This window comes from Streptomyces sp. NPDC060000 (assembly GCF_042737375.1).
Lineage (GTDB): Bacteria > Actinomycetota > Actinomycetes > Streptomycetales > Streptomycetaceae > Streptomyces.
On the sequence record NZ_JBHWUU010000092.1, the window covers coordinates 17,935 to 37,958 of the forward strand.

A 20,024-nucleotide genomic window follows, 5' to 3' on the forward strand; every position below is an offset into this window, starting at 1 on the left:
CCACGTGCCACGTGCGCAAACGAAAACCGGGGTGCCCACCCTTGAAGGTTTGCACCCCGGCCACCGTACAACCGGTGTGTTACTTCGAACTCTGCCCCGCCTCGACGGTCCGCCGCACCGCCGCCTTCACCAGGCCGGCGAAGAGCGGGTGCGGGCGCGTGGGCCGCGAGCGCAGCTCGGGATGGGCCTGGGTGGCCACCAGGTAGGGGTGGACGTCACGCGGGTACTCCACGTACTCGACGAGCTTGCCGTCCGGCGAGGTGCCGGAAAACAGGATGCCCGCCTTCTTCTCGAGCTCGGCCCGGTAGGCGTTGTTCACCTCGTAGCGGTGCCGGTGGCGCTCCTCGACGTACTCCTTGCCGTCGTACACCTCGCGGACGATGGAGCCCTCGGCCAGCTTGGCCGGGTACATGCCCAGGCGCATCGTTCCGCCCATGTCGCCCTCGCCGGCCACGATGTCGAGCTGCTCGGCCATGGTGGAGATGACCGGGTGGCCGGTGGCCGGGTCGAACTCGGTGGAGTTGGCGTCGCCGATGTCGGCCAGGTTGCGCGCGGCCTCGATCACGATGCACTGCAGGCCCAGGCACAGGCCGAGCAGCGGGATCCGGTTCTCACGGGCGTAGCGGATCGCGCCGACCTTGCCGAGCACACCGCGGTCACCGAAGCCGCCCGGGATGCAGATCCCGTCCACGTCCTCGAGCTGCGCCTTGGCGCCCGCCGGGGTCTTGCAGTCGTCCGACGTGACCCACTTGATCTTCACGCGGGCCTTGTTGGCGAAGCCCCCGGCCCGCAGCGCCTCGGTGACCGAGAGGTAGGCGTCGGGCAGGTCGATGTACTTGCCGACCAGGGCGAGGGTGATCTCGTGGTCGGGGTTGTGGACGCGGTCGAGCAGGTCGTCCCAGGTCGTCCAGTCCACATCGCGGAACGGCAGGTCCAGCTTGCGGACGACGTAGGCGTCCAGCCCCTCCCCGTGCACGGTCTTGGGGATGTCGTAGATCGAGCGGGCGTCGGGGCAGGCCACGACGGCGTCCTCGTCGACGTCGCACATCAGCGAGATCTTGCGCTTGATCGCGGCCGGCACCTCACGGTCGGAGCGCAGCACGATCGCGTCCGGCTGGATACCGATGTTCCGCAGCGCGGCGACCGAGTGCTGGGTCGGCTTGGTCTTCAGCTCACCCGAGGGGCCGATGTACGGCAGGAGCGAGATGTGCACCACGAAGACGTTGTCCCGGCCGACCTCGTGACGGACCTGCCGGACCGTCTCCAGGAACGGCAGCGACTCGATGTCGCCGACCGTGCCGCCGACCTCGGTGATCACTACGTCGACCTCGTCCGTCGCCATCCGGCGGATGCGGTGCTTGATCTCGTTGGTGATGTGCGGGATGACCTGGACGGTGTCGCCCAGGTACTCACCGCGCCGCTCCTTGGCGATGACCGTGTTGTAGACCTGGCCGGTGGTGACGTTGGCGGAGCCGTCCAGGTCACGGTCGAGGAAGCGCTCGTAGTGGCCGATGTCCAGGTCGGTCTCGGCGCCGTCGTTGGTGACGAACACCTCACCGTGCTGGAAGGGGTTCATCGTGCCCGGGTCGACGTTCAGGTACGGGTCGAGCTTCTGCATCACGACCCGCAGACCCCGCGCCTTCAGCAGCATGCCGAGGCTGGAGGCCGTCAGACCCTTGCCGAGCGAGGAGGCGACACCCCCGGTGACGAAGATGTGCTTGGTCGTCGTGGATTTGGGCGTCATGGCCAAGAGGGGGCTCCCGTGGTCGCGATTCGGAGGTGCGGTTCGGGGGCTTCGAGACCACCGGTCCACGGGCTACCAGGGTATCAGCGCCTCAGGGAGATGGCTTCCGGCCACGCTCCGCGCACGGGTCGACACGGGCGGCCCTCCCGCACCGGTTTCTTACCGGTTGCTCACCCGTTCGGCCCACCCGCGTTGCCGGGAGCGGCACGCAGATCATCTACGTGCGTCGTATCCTGCTCGGACACTCGCTGCCGAGCCCGGTCGGCAAGACGGCACACCCCCGCCCGTACCCCCACCGGAACAACGAGAGCTCGTCAGTTCGTTGAGCAGGAATCGGCGTTTTGCCTATATGGCTGAGCGGCTGCTTTGCTTCAGCGCTCAACGACGCATTACAAACGACCCCTTGACCGCACTAGCGACAGCCCCCGTTCCACATGGGGGTGACGTGGCCGTTCGACTGGAGTTGCACGTGGCCGGGCGCATCGAAGATTACGCACTCATCGGAGACATGCAGACCGCCGCACTGGTCTGCCGGGACGGCACAGTCGACTGGCTGTGCCTGCCCCGCTTCGACTCGCACGCGATCTTCGCAGGTCTGCTCGGCACCGAGGAACACGGCTTCTGGCGCCTCGGCCCCGCGCACGCCTCCGACGCGCCCCCGCCGCGTGCGGCCCGGCGCACCTACCGGGGCGACTCGCTCATCCTGGAGTCCGAGTGGGACACCCCGCGCGGCACGGTCCGGGTGACCGATTTCATGCCCCCTCGCGACGGCGCCCCCCAGCTGATCCGGATCGTCGAGGGCGTCTCGGGCCGTGTCCCGATGCGCTCCGCGCTGCGGATGCGGTTCTCCTACGGGCGGGTCGTGCCGTGGGTGCACAAGCACGAGGGCCGCACGGTGGCCGTCGCGGGCCCGGACTCCGTGTGGTTCGACACCGACTGCGAGACCTACGGCAAGGCGCTGACCACGTACGCCGACTTCACGGTCGCGCCGGGTGACCGGATCGCGTTCACGATCTCGTGGGAGCCCTCGCACAAGCAGCCGCCCCCGCTCCCGGAGCCCGAGCAGTCGCTCCAGGCGACCGAGGACTTCTGGCGCGAGTGGGTCGAGCACTGTACGTACCACGGCCCCTACCGCGAGGCAGTGATCCGCTCGCTGATCACGCTCAAGGCGCTGACGTACGGCCCGACCGGCGGCATCGTCGCCGCGCCCACCACCTCCCTGCCCGAGGACATCGGCGGCGTCCGCAACTGGGACTACCGCTACACCTGGCTGCGCGACGCGGCCATCACGCTGTCCTCGCTGCTGCGCACCGGCTACCGCGAGGAGGCCCGCGCCTGGCGCGAGTGGCTGCTGCGCGCCGTCGCCGGCGACCCCGAGAACCTGCAGATCATGTACGGCATCGCGGGCGAGCGCGAGCTGGGCGAGGCCGAGCTGGACTGGCTGCCCGGCTACGAGAACTCCGGCCCGGTCCGGGTCGGCAACGGCGCCGCGCACCAGCTCCAGCTGGACGTCTACGGCGAGGTCACCGAGGCACTGCACCTCGGCCACATGACCGGCCTGGCCCGCAACGACTACGCCTCCCTGCTCCAGCTCAAGCTGATCCGCTACCTGGAGCAGCACTGGGACGAGCCGGACGAGGGCATCTGGGAGGTGCGCGGTCCGCGCCGCCACTTCGTGCACTCCAAGGTCATGGCCTGGGTCGCCGTCGACCGGACGATCAAGCTGATCGAGTCCGGGGACGCGGACGGCCCGCTGGAGAAGTGGCGCGAGCTGCGCGACGACATCCACCGGGACGTGTGCGAGAAGGGCTACGACAAGGAACGCAACACCTTCACGCAGTCCTACGGCTCCAAGGAGCTGGACGCGTCCCTGCTGCTCATCCCGCAGATGGGCTTCCTGCCCCCGGACGACAAGCGCGTGATCGGCACCATCGAGGCGATCCAGCGCGAGCTGTCCACCCCGGACGGCTTCATCCTGCGCTACCCGACCTCGGGCGGCGACGAGGGCGTCGACGGCCTGCCCGGTGACGAGGGCGCCTTCCTGGCCTGCTCGTTCTGGATGGCGGACGACCTCGCGATGATCGGCCGGGTGGACGAGGCCCGCAAGCTGTTCGAGAAGCTGCTCTCCCTGCGCAACGACCTCGGACTGCTCGCCGAGGAGTGGGACCCGCGCCTGCAGCGGCAGGTCGGCAACTTCCCGCAGGCCTTCAGCCACGTCCCGCTGATCGACACGGCCCTGCGCCTGACGGCGTCGGGGGCGTACGGCGGCTGAACGCGTCCGGCGCGGCCCGCCCGCCTAGGCTGGGAGCCAACAGCCCCTTTCCGGAGGGGCGCCTCATGGCCTCCCCATCGAAGGCGGGCGTGGGCCTCGCCCGCCCGGCCCGCTCGGCCGCCACGTCCAGTTCGGCGCGCAGCTCACGCACCTGCTCCGGGGAGACCAGGTCGAGCAGTATCCGGTCGGCGTGCGCGGCGGCCGCGGCGATGGCGCGGCCCCCGACGCGGCCACGCCGAATTCCATGAGCGGCCGCAACCCGGCGACGGCCGCACCATGCCGGTACGCAGATGTCACCGGAACGTCCGCGCGGGTAGCGTCCGCTGCATGGACAGCCGCCCCGACCACCGATTCGACAGCCGCAGCGCCGGCATCACCGTGCGACGCGCGCTGGAGCTGCCCGGCCTGCGCAGCGGCCTGCCCGAGATCCTCGCGGGCGCCGACCGACTGGGCCGCACGGTGCGCTGGGTGCACGCGGGCGAGGTCCCGAACATCGCCTCGTTGCTCAAGGGCGGCGAGCTGCTGCTGACCACGGGCTACGGTCTCGGCACCCGGCCGGCCGAGCAGCGGGTGTTCGTCCGCACCCTGGCCGAGAGGGGTATCGCGGCCCTGGTGATCGAGCTGGGCCCGCGCTTCACCCGGCTGCCCGCGGCCCTGGTCGAGACGGCGCGTGCCACCGGGCTCCCCCTCGTCCAACTGCACCGCGAGGTGCCGTTCGTGACGGTCACGGAAGAGATCCACACCGAGATCGTCAACGGCCACTACGCCCTGCTCCAGCAGGCCGAGGAAGTGCACCGGCGCTGTACGGAGGCACTGCTCGGCGGGGGCGGGATACCGCAGGTCCTGGGCATCCTGGCGGACTTCAGCGGCAACCCCGTGTTCCTGGAGACGACCGAGGGCCAGCTCCTGTACGCCGCCGGAGCCGGCCCCGAGGGCGCGGATCCGCTCCAGGTGTGGGAGGGGCTGCGCGGGCCGCACAAGGACGCGCCGCCGCCCGTCGGCTCGGTGCTGGTGGACGTGCCCGGGGGCGGGCCGGGGGTGGGTTCGGTGCGCGCCCGGCTCGTCCTGCTGCCCGTGCGCGCCCCACTCGCACCCGTGCACCGGATCGCCGCCGAGCGGGCCGCCGGGATCCTGGCCGTGGTGCTGATGCAGGCCCGCCAGGAGGAGGAGCTCGCGGCACGCGGACGGGGCGACTTCCTCACCGACCTCGCCGAGGGCCGGATCGCCGCGGAGGACGCTCCGGCGCAGGCGCGGGTACTCGGCTTCAAGCCGGGCACCGGCCCCCTGCTCCCGGTCGTCATGCGGCTGGGCGACGGCCTCGCCCCCGGCGGGGGCTGGGCGGTGCTCGCACGGGCGGTCGCGGAGGAGCTGGCGTCGGTGGGTGTGCCCGTGCTGCTGGGCGTGCGGCCGGTGGAGGGCCGGGTGCCGTTGCTGCTGGGCCTGCGGTCGGAGCCGGAGCGGCCGGCGGTGGCGGACCGGGTCGCGGCGGCGCTGCGGGCCGGGGTGGAGCGGGCCGGGATGCAACGGCCCGGTGCCCAGCCGCCGGTGGTGGTGGTCGGGGTGGCGGGCGGCTGGGCGGCCGCCTCGGCGGGCCTCAGACACGCGGCGGAGACGGCGGCCGCCGCGCAGGGCCTGCCGGACCGCCCCTGGTTCGACGCCCGCCGCCTGGACATCGACCTCCTGCTGTGGCGGCTGCGCGACCACCCCGACCTGGCAGCCTTCGTGGACCGCGCGATCGGCCCGGTCCGCGACCACGACCAGCGCTCCAAGCCGCCCCTGCTGCCCACCCTCGAGATCTATCTGGCGCACGCGGGGCGCAAGGCGGAGACGGCCCGCGAGCTGCATCTGAACCGCCAGACGCTGTACAACCGCCTCGCCCGCATCGGTGAGTTGCTCGGCACCGACCTCGACGACCCGCAGACGGTCCTGGCGTTGAGCCTGGCCCTGCGGGCACGCCGGCATGTGCCGTAAGGCTCAGATCATCGGCTGGGGCTGCGTCAGCTCGTCGTAGACGCTGAGCACCTGGGCGACGGTCTCGTCCTCGGTGGGCCAGCCGGCCGCCTGCCGGGTGCCCAGGTCGCGAAGCCGTTCGGCCCGTCCGGGGTCGTCGAGGAGGCGTACGACGGCTGCGGCGAAGGCCTCCGGGTCGTGTGGCGGGACCAGTTCGGCCGCGTCGCCGACGAGTTCGCGGATGCCGCCGGCCAGGGCCGCGACGAGCGGCACACGCGCGTGCAGGGCCTCCTGCGCCAGGACCGACCGTGACTCCCCGCCGCCGGGGAGCAGCGCCAGGTCGGCGGCGGCGAGCAGCTCGCTCACGTCGTCCCGTCGGCCGAGAAGCCGGACCGGCAGTTCCTCGTCCTCGATGCGGCGCTGGAGCTCCGCGCGCTGCGGCCCCTCCCCCGCGACCACGACCAGCGGCACGGGGTCCAGGTCACGCCACACGCGGGCGGCGTCCAGCAGGAGACCGTAGCCGCGGTGGCGGTCCAGGGAGCCGACGGCCATGAACAACGGGCGCCCCATGGCGCCGAGTTCGGCCCGCAGCTTGGGCGAAGGCGGTTCGGACTCCTCGGTCCCCTCGGTCCGGCGGGGCCGGGGCAGCGCCACGGCGGCGAGCCGCGCGTCGCGCGCTCCGGTCCTGCGGGCCCGGTCGACGAGGCCGGAGGTGGTGCCCAGGAGCACGGTCGCCGCCCTGGCGACCCGTCGCTCCAGCAGCCGCAGCAGATGGGCGCGGGCCCCCTCGGCGGGCGCGCGGTTGTGCCAGGTGACGATGAGCGGGGTGCGCCGGCCGCTGAGGGCGAGGACAGCCCGGAAGGACGCGTGCAGTCCGTGCGCGTGGACGAGGTCGGCGTCCGTGCAGGCCGCCCGGAGCACCGCCACGGATCCCGGATCGCTGCTGCGCGGCACATGCACGTGTTCGGCACCGGTACCCGTGAAGTCGTAGGTGTCATCCGCCTCACCGGGGGCGCACACCGTCACCCGCACGCCCCTCGCGACAAGCCCCGCGGCCAGGGAGCGCACGTGCGCGCTGCTGCCGGCGTTGCCACCGCCCAGCACCTGCACGGTGCGCAGCGGCGACTGGCCGTGCGGTGAGTGGCTGCTCACGTGGCCGGGGCTCCTGGTTCGGCGTCGGACGGTCACGAAGAAACGTACAGAAGGGCCGGGCGCAGGGGTGGACCGCCGGCGTCCCTCCACGCACTACGCCCAAGGATGCCAGGACGTACGGGTGTTCCGTGCCGTCGAGCGCCCTGACACCCGGTCACAGGGTCCCCAGCGACACCCACACGGGTGAGAGAAGTCGGGGTTCTGTTCGATTACCCGAATGAGAACCTCGAATGAGAACCTCGGATGGGAACCGGCTCAGCGCGGGATTTCCGGCGCCATGGCCACGAACCAGCCGAATTCCGGCAGGGCCACCGCCCCGGACGACCCCGAATAACCGACCCTCCGAAGCGCAGCATGCGACCATGATCTTACGCAGTGCGTATCTTTTCGGCCCCGCCTGGCTGCACCTGCGGACGACCTCCGTGAGCATGGCCACCCTGCTCGGCACATACGGCTGGGCGCTCCTCGTCGAGCACGGGGCGGGCTGCGGCTGGACAGCGTCGTGCGGGCCGCGGTGGTCTCCTCGGCACTCGGCCGCGCGCAACGCCTTCGACCGCACCGACCTGGCACTCGACACCCGGCTCGACGACCTGGCCCGCCTGTTCACGCCGCCACCGCCCTGCGCACCGACGGCACCCACGGCCCCCGCCCACTGACGCGGCGGCCGCCCGGCACCCGAACGGGGCGGGCGGTACGAGTCACCCCGTACCGCCCGCCCCGCGCCCACTGTGCGTGCTGTCCGTCGCTGCCTACCGGAGCGACAGCCGGCGTCCCCCGCCGGCCGCCGGCGGCGATGCGCCGGCCGTGACCGTGCGCCGCTAGCCGTCCGCCCGGGCCGTGGCCAGCAGTTCCTCCGCGTGTGCCCGGGCCGTCTCGGAGTCCTCCTGGCCGGCCAGCATCCGGGACAGCTCCCGGATGCGTTCCTCGCCCTCCAGGACCTTCACGCCGGACCGGGTCACCGACCCGTCGCTGGTCTTCTCGACCAGCAGCTGCCGGTCGGCGAACGCGGCGACCTGCGGAAGGTGGGTGACGACCACGACCTGGGCGGTCTTGGCGAGCCGCGCGAGGCGGCGCCCGATCTCGACCGCCGCCTTGCCGCCCACCCCCGCGTCGACCTCGTCGAAGAGATACGTCGGCACCGGGTCCGTGCCCGCGAACACCACCTCGACGGCGAGCATCACGCGCGAGAGCTCACCGCCGGACGCACCCTTGGCGATGGGCCGCGGCGGCGCGCCCGGGTGCGGGGCGAGCAGCAGCTCGACCTCGTCCACGCCGGCCGGCCCGTAGGCGACCTGCCGTCCATCGACCTCGACGCCCTCCGGGTCCTCGGTCTGCCGGATCTCGAACGACACGCGCGCGTGCGGCATGGCCAGCGAGGCCAGCTCGGCGGTCACGGCGGCGGCGAACCGCTCTGCTGCCTCCGTGCGCGCGTCCGTCAGTGCCTGCGCCAGCCCGCCGAGCTCGCTGCGCAGCGCGTCCCGCTCGGCGGTCAGCTCGTCGATGCGCTCGTCGTCGCCGTCCAGTTCGCCGAGCCGGGCGACGCTCTGCTCGGCCCAGGCGAGCACGGAGTTCACGTCCTGCCCGTACTTGCGGGTGAGCGCGGTGAGGGCGGCCCGCCGCTCCTCGACGGCAGACAGCCGCAGCGGGTCGGCTTCGAGGTCGTCGGCGTACCCGGCGAGCTCGCCCGCCACATCGCCCAGCAGGATCCCGATCTCCCCGATCCGGTCGGCGAGCGCCGACAGCGCCGGATCGTGCGACCTGACGGCCTCCAGGGCCCGCTGCGCGCCCGCGACCAGCGTGGTGGCCTCGATGCCCTCGGGATCCTCCGGCACACCGGCGAGCGCCGCGTGAGCGGCCGTGGCGGCGGACGACAGCGCCTCCGCGTGCCCGAGCCGCTCGGCCTCCTCCGCCAGCTCGACGTCCTCCCCGGCGCGCGGTTCCACGCCGGCGATCTCGTCGAGCCCGAAGCGCAGCAGGTCGGCCTCCTGGGCCCGCTCACGCGCGCGCGTGACGATCTCGTCCAGCTCGGCGGCCACGGCCCGCAGCCGCCGGTAGGCCTCGGTGTACTTGGCGAGCGGCACGGTCACCGCGTCGCCCGCGTACCGGTCGAGCGCCTGCCGCTGCCGGGACAGCTTCAGCAGCCCCTGCTGGTCGGTCTGCCCGTGGATGGCCACCAGCTCGTCGGCGAGCTCGGCAAGCACGCCCATGGGCACACTGCGCCCGCCCACGTGCGCCCGCGACCGCCCCTCGGCGGAAACGGTACGGCTGATGAGCAACGCCCCGTCGTCGAGCTCGGCCCCGGCCTCCTCGGCCCGTACCACCACCGAGGCGTCCGCGGGCAGGGCGATCCGCCCCTCCACGACCGCCTTCTCGGCGCCGATCCGCACGAGCGCCGGGTCCGCGCGCCCGCCCAGCAGCAGCCCGAGGCTGGTGACCACCATGGTCTTGCCCGCGCCCGTCTCACCCGTGACAGCGGTGAAGCCTGGCGACAGCTCGACGACCGCGTCGTCGATTACTCCGAGCGACCGTATCCGCATCTCCTCCAACACGGACAAGACCTTACGAGGTCGGGGGGAGGAAGTGCGACGCCCCCCGGCCCCGAACAGGGAAGCCGCAGGTGAAGAATGTGTATCGACGGCGAGGTGTCACCCGGGTGAGTGGAGTTACCGGGCCCCGCGCCAGCCGGCGACGGGCAGCGCGAACTTCGCCACCAGCCGGTCGGTGAAGGACGCGTGATGCAGCCGGGCCAGCCGCACGGGTACGGCGCCGCGCCGCACCTCGACCCGGGCCCCCGGCGGCAACTCGAAGGTCCGGCGCCCGTCGCACCACAGGACCCCCGGCGGAATGTGGGGCAGCAACTCCACGGCGAGCACGGAGTTCGGCGAGGTCACCAATGGCTTCGCGAACAGCGCGTGCGCGCTGATCGGCACCATCAGCAACGCCTCGACCTCGGGCCACACCACAGGGCCGCCGGCGGAGAACGCGTACGCGGTGGACCCGGTCGGCGTGGACAGCACGATCCCGTCACACCCGAACCCGGTGACCGGCCGCCCGTCGATCTCCAGGACGACCTCGAGCAGCTTCTCCGCGCCCGCCTTCTGCACCGCCGCCTCGTTCAGCGCCCAGTCGGTGTGCACGATGTCCCCGTTGCGATGCACGACGACATCGACGGTCATCCGCTCCTCGACCTCGTACGCCCTCGTCACCACCCGGTCGACGACCTTGTCGAGGTCGTCGCGCTCGGCCTCCGCGAGGAAGCCGACGCTCCCGAGGTTGACGCCGAGCATCGGCACCCCGGACGCCCGCGCGAACTCCGCGCCGCGCAGCAGCGTGCCGTCACCGCCGAGGACGATGAGCAGCTCGCACCCCTCCAGGCACTGCGGAGTGGCCTCGGAGACCAGCACCACCTCCTCCGGCAGGGGGAGGTCGGCGGCCTCGTACTCCAGGACACGCACCCCGATGCCCTCACGCAGCAGCCCCTTGACGACCAGCTCCGCGCTGCGGATGGCCGCGGGCCGCCCGGTGTGGGCGAGCAGGAAAACGGTACGAGTTCGGTTCTGAGTCAACGCGGCCCCTCCGCAACTGCACGGTCAACGTCGGCCGGGTCGAGGGCAGGCGCCCCGGCCCTGAGCCACAGAAAGTACTCGACATTGCCCGAAGGCCCGGGCAGCGGGCTGGCGGTGACACCCCGCACCCCGAGCCCCAGGTCCCACGCCTTCCCGGCCACGCCCCGCACGGCCTCCGCCCGCAGTTGCGGACTCCGTACGACACCCCCGCTGCCGAGCCGCTCCTTCCCCACCTCGAACTGCGGCTTGACCATCATCACCAGGTCCGCGTCCGGCTCGGTGCACCGTGCCAGGGCGGGCAGCACCAGCCCCAGCGGGATGAAGGACAAGTCCCCCACGACAAGATCCACAGACTTCCCATCGATCGCTTCAAGCGTCAACTCGCGTACGTTCGTACGGTCCTTGACGGTGACGCGTTCATCGCTCTGGAGAGACCAGGCGAGTTGTCCGTATCCGACGTCGACGGCGACCACGTGCGCGGCGCCCGCCCGCAGCAGCACATCGGTGAACCCGCCGGTCGACGCACCGGCGTCCAGCGCCCGCCGTCCCTCCACCACGAGCCCCTGCGGTACGAAGGCGCCGAGCGCGCCGGCGAGCTTGTGGCCGCCCCGGGACACGTAGTCGGGGTCGTCGCCGTCGACGGCGACGACGATCGCGGCCGCCGTCTCGACCTGTGTGGCGGACTTGGTCGCGACGGTCTTCCCGACGCTCACCCGCCCGGCGGCGATCAGCTGGCCGGCATGCTCACGCGAGCGCGCGAGCTTGCGGCGGACCAGCTCCGCGTCCAGACGGCGTCGTGCGACTCCTGCCACGTTCGGTTCAGCTCCTATTGCCATACGCCATACGAAAAGTGTGACCCGAAGGGTCTCATCGAGGGGTGGTGGTCGGGTGACGGGTGGGAGCCGAAGGTCCCGGGCGGGCGTCGAGCGCGGTGAGCGCGTCGCGCAGCTCCCGGTGTACATCCTCGTACACCTCGACGTGTCCGTCGGTGGCGAGGTGGTCGGCGTCGGCCAGCCGGCCCAGCAGGCCGTCCACCTCGGCGTTGCCGGTGGGGGTACGGGGGACGTCCAGCGGGGCGGGAGCGGCGGGATCGTGCTCCTGCTCCTCGGGCACGGTCTCCGGCGCGCCCTCCGTCCCCGTCTCCGGCGCTGTGTCGCTCATGCCCAGACGGTACTCCGAACACCTGGGGTACGGTCGATCGCGATGGCCACGACCGAGGAGTGCCGCGCCGCACTCGAGAAGCTCTCCGACTCCATGCGCAGCGCCGAGGGGGACGTCCGTACGGCCGCGGCCCTGGACAGATCGGTGAGCTGCCGGATCACCGACCTCGACATCACGTTCGTCGGCCGCATGACGGACGGCCGGATCGTCGTGCAGGACACCCTTCAGGGGCCTCCCGTGCAGAAGGCCCAGATCAGGCTGGCCATGACCGGCGACGATCTGGTCGCGCTGGTCTGCGGCGGACTGAACTTCGCGAAGGCCTGGGGCTCGGGGCGGGTCAAGCTCGAGGCGGGCCTGCGCGATCTCTTCCAGCTCAGGAAGCTTCTGTAGCGACCGCCTGCTCGACCCGCGCGCGGGCCTTCCGCGCCGCCGGCACGACCAGCGGTGTCCCCGTCTCCGGGTCCTCGATGACCTGGCAGCGCAGCCCGAAGACCTCCTCCACCAGCCCGGCCGTGACGATGTCGTCCGGCGCGCCCTGCGCGATGACCTCGCCGCCCTTCAACGCGATCAGGTGGGTGGCGTACCGGGCCGCGTGGTTGAGGTCGTGCAGCACGGCGACGAGCGTGCGCCCCTGCTCCTCGTGCAGCTCCGCGCACAGGTCCAGTACGTCGATCTGGTGCTGGATGTCGAGGTAGGTCGTCGGCTCGTCGAGCAGCAGCAGCGGTGTCTGCTGGGCGAGGGCCATCGCGATCCACACGCGCTGGCGCTGACCGCCGGACAGCTCGTCGACGTACCGGTCGGCGAGTTCGGCGACCCCGGTCCGTGCCATGGACTCCCGCACGACCCGCTCGTCCTCGGCCGACCACTGGCGCAGGATGCCCTGGTGCGGGTAGCGGCCGCGGCCCACGAGGTCGGCGACGGTGATCCCGTCGGGCGCGATCGACGACTGCGGCAGCAGCCCCAGCGTCCGCGCGACCTTCTTGGCGGGCATCGACTGGATGACCTGCCCGTCGAGCAGCACCCGGCCCCGGCTCGGCCTCAGCATCCTCGACAGCGCCCGCAGCAGCGTCGACTTGCCGCAGGCGTTCGGGCCGACGATCACCGTGAAGGAGTTGTCCGGTATCTCCACCGACAGCTGTTCGGCGATGACCCGCTGGTCATAGGCGAGGGTGACGTTCTCGGCGGACAGGCGGGTCACGGTGCTCCTTGGGTTGTTCTGATCGGCTCGGCGGCTGCCTTCGTCGCGCGCGCCGCTCATATCCGGCCCGCCCTGCGCTCGGTGACGAGGAGCCACAGCAGGTACACCCCGCCCAGCACACCGGTGACCACGCCCACGGGCAACTGCCCCTCGCCGAAGAGCCGTTGCGATGCCCAGTCGGCGATGACCAGCAGGGCGGCACCCATGCACAGGGACGGCACGAGGTTGGGCCCGGGCGAACGGGTCAGCCGCCGGGCGAGCTGCGGCGCGGTGAGCGCCACGAAGCTGACGGGCCCCGCGGCGGCGGTGGCGGCCGCGGTGAGCAGCACGGCGGAGACCATCAGCACCAGCCGTACGCGCTCCACGCGCACCCCCAGCGCATGGGAGACGTCGTCGCCCATCTCCATCATCCGCAGCCCGCGCGCGTTGGCGAGGACGAGCGGCACGAGCACACCGGCCAGCACGAGCAGCGGCCAGACCTGCTTCCAGTCACGGCCGTCGAGGGTGCCCGTCATCCAGACGACCGCCCGGGCCGCGTCGACGAAGTCGGCCTTGGTGAGCAGATAGCCGTTGACCGCCGTGGCGACGGCCGAGACACCGATGCCGACGAGCACCAGCCGGTACCCGTGCACCCCCTGCTTCCACGCCAGCAGATAGATGAGGGCCCCGGTCACCAGGCCGCCCACCAGCGCACCGACGGTCACCTGGGTGGCGCTCCCGGAGAACAGCACGATCATCACGAGCGCGCCGGCGGTGGCGCCCTGTCCGAGCCCCAGCACGTCCGGGCTGCCCAGCGGATTGCGCGACACGGCCTGGAAGAGCGCACCGCCGAGCCCCAGCGAGGCACCGACCAGCAGGCCCACCAGAACCCGCGGCAGCCGCAGCTCGTTGACGATGAACTCCTGGCCGGCGTTGCCCTCGCCGAGCAGCGTCCTCACGACGTCACCGGCCGGGATAGGGAAGTCGCCGGTGCCGATCAGCACCACGCTCGCGGCGAGCGCGGCGACCACCAGCAGCACGACGACGATCAGCGCCCGCGGCTCCAGCCGGACGGAGAACCCACCCGGGGTGCGCAGCGCCCGAGGACGGCCCTGGCGGATCTTCTGCGCGCTCTTCACAGCTGGGCCGTCCTCCGCCGTCGTACGAGAAAGATGAAGACCGGACCGCCGACGATCGCGGTGATGATGCCGACCTGGACCTCGGAAGGGCGGGCGACGACCCGGCCGAGGATGTCGGACCCGAGCAGCAGCACCGGCGACAGGACGGCCGCGTACGGCATGATCCAGCGCAGGTCGGGGCCGGTGAACGAGCGGACGATGTGCGGAACCATCAGCCCGACGAACACGATCGGCCCGCAGGCGGCGGTCGCGGCACCGCACAGCACGGTGGCGGCGAGCATCGACAGCGCCCGGGTGCGGTTCAGGTTCGCGCCGAGCGCCTTGGCGGTGTCGTCGCCCATCGCCACGGCGTTCAGCGGCCGGGCGAGGGCGAACGAGAGCAGGGTGCCGACGACCAGGAAGGGCAGCACCTGCCGGATGGTCTCGTCGGTCGCCGAGGACAACGAACCCACCGTCCAGAACCGCATCCTGGCGAGCGCCGCGTCATCCATGATCATCACGGCCTGGAGATAGCCGTAGAGCGCGGCGCTGATCGCCGTACCGGCGAGCGCGAGTCGCACCGGCGTGGCCCCCCGGCTCCCGCCGAGGAACCAGACCAGCGCACCGACGGCGGCCGCCCCGAAGAAGGCGAACCACACATAGCCGTTCAGGCTCGTGACGCCGAAGAAGGTGATGGCGGTGACGACGGCCGCCGAGGCGCCCGCGTTGATGCCGAGCAGCCCGGGATCGGCCAGCGGATTGCGCGTCAGCGCCTGGAGCACGGCGCCGGACAGGCCGAGCGCGGCCCCGACGAGCAACCCGAGCACGGTCCGCGACAACCGCTCGTCGACCACGACGTCCGCGTACGTCCCCGAGTTCTCGAACAGCCCGTGCAGGACCTGCGCGACGGACAGCTCCTTGGCCCCGACGGCGATGCTCGCCACCGCCACCAGCAGCAGGACCGCCACGGCGGCGAGCAGCCCGAGGGAGCGTACCGCCCGGCGTTTCGGAGGCGCGGGAGCGGTCTCCGCGCGCTGTTCGGGAACACTGTCGACCAACACGCAGTTAGGTTAGCCTACCCTGCGAACTTGCCTCGATTCCTGGTCACGGCCCGGGCCCGTCCGACGCTGCACGGGTCCCCGCATCGCGGTCCCACCGCCCACGCCGCTCTGACCGCTCCTCTCCGCCCCGGCGGTTCACAACCCCAGCCGCGCCAGCGCCTTTCCTGCGTCCAGCTCACAAGTCCCGTCACCGGCCGCCGTCCAGGCCGCCGCGCACAACGCCCGCAACCCGTCCATGGTCTCGCCGTCCCCCGCCAGCTCCAGACTCTCGGCACCCGCGCTCGCCGTCCAGCCACCGCACCGGAAGCCGTCACCGTCCACGGCGACCTCGGGCTGACCGGTGAGCATCCCCCGCAGATCGCTGTCGACATACGTCGGCCGGTGCTGCGGCGGCGCGGCGAGCAACTGCGCCCCGTCGGTGACACCGGTGAGGACGAGCAGCGAGTCGACCTCCCCGTTGAACGCCCCCTCGATGTCCGTGTCCAGCCGGTCCCCGACGACCAACGGCCGCTCGGCGCCCGTCCGCAGGATCGTCTCGCGGTGCATCGGAGGCAACGGCTTGCCCGCGACCTGCGGCTCGGCACCGGTCGCGATCCGCACGACCTCCACCGCCGCCCCGTTGCCCGGCGCGATGCCACGCCCGCTGGGGATCGTCAGGTCGGTGTTGGACGCGAACCACGGCACCCCGCGCGCGACGGCGTACGAAGCCTCCGCGAACCGGCCCCACGGCAGATCGGGCCCGCCGAACCCCTGCACCACGGCCGCCGGATCGTCGTCCGCCGACTCCACCGGCTCGAGCCCGCGCTCGCGCAGCGCGACCCGCAGCCCCTCCCCGCCGATCACCAGCACCCGCGCCCCCGCCGGCACCTGCTCACTGATCAGCCGCGCGACCGCCTGCGCCGAGGTGATGACGTCGTCGGCGCCCGTCGGTATCCCCAGCTCGGTGAGGTGCTCGGCGACCGTGTCCGGCGTCCGCAGCGCGTTGTTGGTGACGTACGCGAGCCGCATCCCGCCCTCGCGCGCGGTGGCCAGCGACTCGACGGCGTGGGCGATCGCGTTGCCGCCCGCGTACACCACCCCGTCCAGGTCGAGCAGCGCCGTGTCGTACGCCTCGCTCAGGGCCTGCCCACTGCCCTCGGGCCCCGTCCTGACGCTCCGGCTCATTCCACATCGCTCCTCGTTCGTTCCGCTTTCCCCCGATCATCCCGCATGCCACCGACAGACGTACGATGCCGGGATGAACTCAGCAGGTCACTCGGAAGCAACGGCGCCCCGAGGCCTGGAACTCACCCCGTTCCGAGGCCTGCGCTACGACCCCGACCGGGTCGGCAGTCTCGCCGCCGTCACCTCCCCGCCGTACGACGTCGTGGTCCGCCCCGACGGCCTGCACCACCTCCAGGACGCGGACCCGTACAACATCGTCCGTCTGATCCTGCCTCAGGCGACCACCCCCGCCGCCCGCAACGAACAGGCCGCCGACACCCTGCGCCGCTGGCTGTCCGAGGGCGTCCTGAGCACCGACCCCGAGCCCGCCCTGTACGTCTACGAGCAGCGGCACGCGGACGGCATGCTCCAGCGCGGACTCATCGGCACCCTCCGCGTCTCGGAGCCGTCGGAGGGCATCGTCCTTCCCCACGAGGACGTCATGCCGCACATCGTCGCGGACCGCGCGGCCCTGATGCGCGCCACGCACGCGAACCTCGAACCCCTCCTCCTCACCTACCGCGGGAACGGCACGACGGCCGAGATCGTGGACCGCGCGGCGGAGCACCCCCCGCTCCTGTCCACCACCACCGAGGACGGCTACAGCCACCGCCTCTGGGCGATCACCGACCCCGCCGAGACGGCCCGCGTCCAGGCGGACCTCGCCGGCCACCAGGCCCTCATCGCCGACGGTCACCACCGCTGGGCGACCTACTTGCGTCTACGCGCGGAGCACCCCTCCCCCAGCCCCTGGGACCACGGCCTGGTCCTGCTGGTCGACACCGCCCGCTACCCCCTGCGCGTCCGCGCCATCCACCGCCTCCTGCACGGCCTGCCGGTCGCCGAGGCCGTGGCCGCGCTCGACGGCCGGTTCCGCGTCCAGCGCCTGGACGTCCCCCTCGCGGAGGCCCTCGACACCCTCGCGGACGCCGCCTGCGCGGGCAACGGGTTCCTCCTGGCGGGCGACGGCGCCTTCCACCTCGTCGACCGACCGGACCCGGCGCTGCTCGACCGCACGATCCCGGCCGACTTCCCGGAGGCCTGGCGCACCCTGGACGCCACGGTCCTGCACGCCACGCTCCTCGAGCACATCTGGCACATCCCGGAGGACGACCCCACCCGCATCGCCTACATCCACGACACGGCCGCGACGGTACGCAAGGCGGAACGCGACGGCGGTACGGCGGTCCTCCTGCACCCCGTCCGCGAAGAGGTCGTCCGCGAACTCGCCCGGCAGGGCGTCACGATGCCCCGCAAGTCGACGTCCTTCGGCCCGAAGCCCGCATCGGGCCTGGTCCTGCGCGCCCTCGACCTCTGACCCCACCCTCGCGCACGCCCGAACGCAGAAAGGGGCGGGACCCGGTGGTACCGGATCCCGCCCCTTGTCTGTTCACTGCCACCAACGGTTACGTACGTCAGTCCTCGTCGCGGTCGACCGCGTCCCGCTCCGCCTTGTCCTCAGCCGAGTCCTCGACCTCGTCCGCCTTCTCGACGGCCTCGACGACGGTCCCGTCGATCTTGCCGGTCTCGCCGGTCTCGTCCTCGACCAGGGCGTCGACGAAGTCCACCCCGTCCATCTCGGCGAGCCGGTCGGAGGCGTCCGTGCTGCCGTCGCGGTCGGCCTCGAGGGCCTTGGCGAACCACTCGCGCGCCTCGCCCTCACGCCCGGCGGCGAGCAGCGCGTCGGCATACGCGTACCGAAGCCGCGCGGTCCACGGCTGGACGGAGCTGGCCGCGAGCTCGGGACTCTGCAACGTCACGATGGCCGCGTCCAGTTGGCCCAGGTCGCGCCGGGCACCCGCCGCGACGAGCCGCATCTCCACCTGGCCGGCCTTGTCGAGCTTGTTCACCTCGGGAGCGCCGGCCATGTCGAGCGCCTTCTCCGGCCGCCCGAGCCCACGCTCGCAGTCGGCCATGACGGGCCACAGCTCGACCCCACCGTTCATCCGCCGCGCGGCCCGGAACTCCGCGAGCGCCTCGCTGTACCTCTGGGTGGCGTACGCGGCGAACCCGGCCGCCTCCCGCACGGCGGCGACACGCGAAGCGAGCCGCAGGGCCACCTTGGAGTACCCGTAGGCACCCTCGGAGTCCTCGTCGATCAGCCGGGCGACCATCACCAGGTTCTTGGCGACGTCCTCGGCGAGCGTCTTGGGCAGGCTCAGGAGCTCCTGCCGTACGTCCTTGTCGATCTCGTCACCGGTGACGTCCTCCGGAATCGGCAGCCGCTTGATCGGCTCACGGTCCCGCTCCCGCTCGTCACGGAAACGAGCCCCGCCGCCACTCCGCCGGTCGTCCCTGCGGTCGTCACGCCCGTCACGGCCCCGGAACCCACCGGGCCGTCCACCACGATCACCCCGGTCGTCCCGGGGACCACGGAAGCCACCGCGCTCACCCCGGTTGTCATCACGCCGGGCGAAACCACCACGGTCCTCACCCCGACGGTCATCGCGGCGGTCATCCCTACGATCGTCACGGCGATCGTCCCGACGGAAGGGAGGACGCTCGCCGCGGTCGTCGCGACGCTCACCCCGGTCATCACGGCGGAACGCGGGACGCTCGCCGCGGTCGTCGCGACGCTCACCCCGGTCATCACGGCGGAACGCGGGACGCTCACCGCGATCGTCACGACGGAAGGGGGGACGCTCACCCCGGTCGTCACGGCGCGGTGCACGGTCGTCGCGCTGGAAGGCGGGACGGGAACCACGGTCACCCTCGCGACGGTCATCGCGACGGCCGGAGCCACCACGATCACGGTCGCCGAACCCACCGCGACTGTCATCACGCCGGAAGCCACCGCCACCACGGTTGTCATCCCGACGGTCGTCACGGCGGAACGGGGGACGCTCACCCCGGTCGTCACGACGGTCATCGCGGCGGTCGTCACGACGGAAGGGAGGACGCTCACCCCGGTCGTCGCGACGGAAGGGGGGACGCTCACCCCGGTCGTCACGGCGCGGTGCACGGTCGTCACGCTGGAAGGGGGGACGCTCACCCCGGTCGTCACGGCGCGGTGCACGGTCGTCACGCTGGAAGGCGGGACGGGAACCACGGTCACCCTCGCGACGGTCATCGCGACGGCCGGAGCCACCACGATCACGGTCGCCGAACCCACCGCGATTGTCATCACGCCGGAAGCCACCGCCACCACGGTTGTCATCCCGACGGTCGTCACGGCGGAAGGGGGGACGCTCGCCGCGGTCGTCACGGCGCGGTGCACGGTCGTCACGCTGGAAGGCGGGACGGGAACCACGGTCACCCTCGCGACGGTCGTCACGACGGTCATCGCGACGATCGTCGCGCCGGCCAACACCACCACGGTCGTTGTCGCGGCGGAAGCCGCCACGGTCCCCGCGGTCGCCGCCGCGGCTGTCACGGTCCCCACCACTGTCCCGTCGCCGCTGGTCGCGCTCCGGTCGATCGTCGGGAGAGTTGGTGGACATCGGTAACTCCTGTCTTCGGTACCACAAATATTCTCGCGCACCCGGGTACCCGGCGCGCTACGGCAAAACAAAAAAGGACCCCTGGCCCCAGCTGAACGCTGGGACCAGGGGTCCTTCCAAATAATTGTTCGGCGGTGTCCTACTCTCCCACAGGGTCCCCCCTGCAGTACCATCGGCGCC

The 20,024-nt window shown here is 72.2% G+C and carries 16 protein-coding genes; 5 read left to right on the plus strand and 11 right to left on the minus strand.

All coding sequences use genetic code 11. The annotated features are described in order from the left end of the window. Positions 1-79: 79 nt before the first annotated feature. Positions 80-1,744, minus strand: a complete 1,665-nt coding sequence (locus tag ACFWBB_RS35920; protein WP_385281331.1) for a CTP synthase — start codon at positions 1,742-1,744, stop codon at positions 80-82. Positions 1,745-2,213: 469 nt separating this feature from the next. Here ACFWBB_RS35920 and ACFWBB_RS35925 point away from each other — a divergent pair, with 469 nt between their 5' ends. Together ACFWBB_RS35925 and ACFWBB_RS35930 are read left to right on the plus strand one after the other, a co-directional pair. Then, complete coding sequence (locus ACFWBB_RS35925; RefSeq protein WP_385281368.1) at positions 2,214-4,016, plus strand: glycoside hydrolase family 15 protein; 1,803 nt, start codon at positions 2,214-2,216, stop codon at positions 4,014-4,016. A gap of 327 nt (positions 4,017-4,343) precedes the next feature. Continuing rightward, on the plus strand, positions 4,344-5,987 hold the full coding sequence (locus tag ACFWBB_RS35930) for a PucR family transcriptional regulator (RefSeq protein WP_385281334.1): 1,644 nt from the start codon (positions 4,344-4,346) through the stop codon (positions 5,985-5,987). A 3-nt stretch (positions 5,988-5,990) separates the two neighbouring features. Here the strand turns inward: ACFWBB_RS35930 and ACFWBB_RS35935 are convergent, their stop codons facing one another. Next, positions 5,991-7,118: a glycosyltransferase family 4 protein gene (locus ACFWBB_RS35935; protein ID WP_385281337.1), complete on the minus strand. Its 1,128-nt coding sequence runs from the start codon at positions 7,116-7,118 to the stop codon at positions 5,991-5,993. 362 nt (positions 7,119-7,480) lie between these two features. Here ACFWBB_RS35935 and ACFWBB_RS35940 point away from each other — a divergent pair, with 362 nt between their 5' ends. After that, positions 7,481-7,774 carry a hypothetical protein gene (locus tag ACFWBB_RS35940; RefSeq protein WP_385281340.1) on the plus strand — a complete coding sequence of 98 codons (294 nt, stop codon included), beginning with the start codon at positions 7,481-7,483 and terminating at the stop codon, positions 7,772-7,774. Between the two features lie 162 nt (positions 7,775-7,936). Here the strand turns inward: ACFWBB_RS35940 and recN are convergent, their stop codons facing one another. The 4 genes from recN to ACFWBB_RS35960 all read right to left on the minus strand — a co-directional run bounded on the left by recN (position 7,937) and on the right by ACFWBB_RS35960 (position 11,845). Continuing rightward, positions 7,937-9,655: a DNA repair protein RecN gene (gene recN / locus ACFWBB_RS35945; RefSeq protein WP_385281371.1), complete on the minus strand. Its 1,719-nt coding sequence runs from the start codon at positions 9,653-9,655 to the stop codon at positions 7,937-7,939. A gap of 126 nt (positions 9,656-9,781) precedes the next feature. Further along, entirely contained in the window at positions 9,782-10,684 is a 903-nt protein-coding gene (locus ACFWBB_RS35950; protein WP_385281343.1) for an NAD kinase, read from the minus strand. Beyond that, positions 10,681-11,496, minus strand: coding sequence for a TlyA family RNA methyltransferase (locus ACFWBB_RS35955; RefSeq protein WP_385281346.1), 816 nt, complete (start codon positions 11,494-11,496; stop codon positions 10,681-10,683). The genes ACFWBB_RS35950 and ACFWBB_RS35955 overlap by 4 nt, the downstream gene beginning before the upstream one ends. A gap of 55 nt (positions 11,497-11,551) precedes the next feature. Further along, positions 11,552-11,845, minus strand: a complete 294-nt coding sequence (locus tag ACFWBB_RS35960) for a hypothetical protein (protein WP_385281349.1) — start codon at positions 11,843-11,845, stop codon at positions 11,552-11,554. A 42-nt stretch (positions 11,846-11,887) separates the two neighbouring features. On the opposite strand from ACFWBB_RS35960, the gene ACFWBB_RS35965 reads away from it, so the two are divergent. Continuing rightward, positions 11,888-12,235 carry a sterol-binding protein gene (locus tag ACFWBB_RS35965; RefSeq protein ID WP_385281352.1) on the plus strand — a complete coding sequence of 116 codons (348 nt, stop codon included), beginning with the start codon at positions 11,888-11,890 and terminating at the stop codon, positions 12,233-12,235. On the opposite strand, the gene ACFWBB_RS35970 is transcribed toward ACFWBB_RS35965, so the two are convergent. The 4 genes from ACFWBB_RS35970 to ACFWBB_RS35985 form a co-directional block, all read right to left on the minus strand. Then, positions 12,219-13,103: an ABC transporter ATP-binding protein gene (locus ACFWBB_RS35970; protein ID WP_385281355.1), complete on the minus strand. Its 885-nt coding sequence runs from the start codon at positions 13,101-13,103 to the stop codon at positions 12,219-12,221. The two genes, ACFWBB_RS35965 and ACFWBB_RS35970, sit on opposite strands and share 17 nt — an antisense overlap. Then, on the minus strand, positions 13,100-14,161 hold the full coding sequence (locus ACFWBB_RS35975) for a FecCD family ABC transporter permease (protein ID WP_385281357.1): 1,062 nt from the start codon (positions 14,159-14,161) through the stop codon (positions 13,100-13,102). The genes ACFWBB_RS35970 and ACFWBB_RS35975 overlap by 4 nt, the downstream gene beginning before the upstream one ends. Next, positions 14,158-15,201, minus strand: coding sequence for a FecCD family ABC transporter permease (locus tag ACFWBB_RS35980; protein ID WP_385281360.1), 1,044 nt, complete (start codon positions 15,199-15,201; stop codon positions 14,158-14,160). Before ACFWBB_RS35980 ends, ACFWBB_RS35975 begins: the two co-directional genes overlap by 4 nt. Positions 15,202-15,336: 135 nt before the next feature. Then, positions 15,337-16,365 (minus strand): HAD hydrolase-like protein, encoded by a 1,029-nt coding sequence (locus tag ACFWBB_RS35985; RefSeq protein ID WP_385281363.1) that lies wholly within the window; start codon positions 16,363-16,365, stop codon positions 15,337-15,339. A gap of 73 nt (positions 16,366-16,438) precedes the next feature. Here ACFWBB_RS35985 and ACFWBB_RS35990 point away from each other — a divergent pair, with 73 nt between their 5' ends. Then, positions 16,439-17,722, plus strand: a complete 1,284-nt coding sequence (locus ACFWBB_RS35990) for a DUF1015 domain-containing protein (RefSeq protein ID WP_385281366.1) — start codon at positions 16,439-16,441, stop codon at positions 17,720-17,722. Positions 17,723-17,819: 97 nt separating this feature from the next. Here the strand turns inward: ACFWBB_RS35990 and ACFWBB_RS35995 are convergent, their stop codons facing one another. Further along, a complete protein-coding gene (locus tag ACFWBB_RS35995; protein WP_385281374.1) occupies positions 17,820-18,626 on the minus strand; it encodes a hypothetical protein in 807 nt (268 codons plus the stop codon). Positions 18,627-20,024: the final 1,398 nt, after the last annotated feature.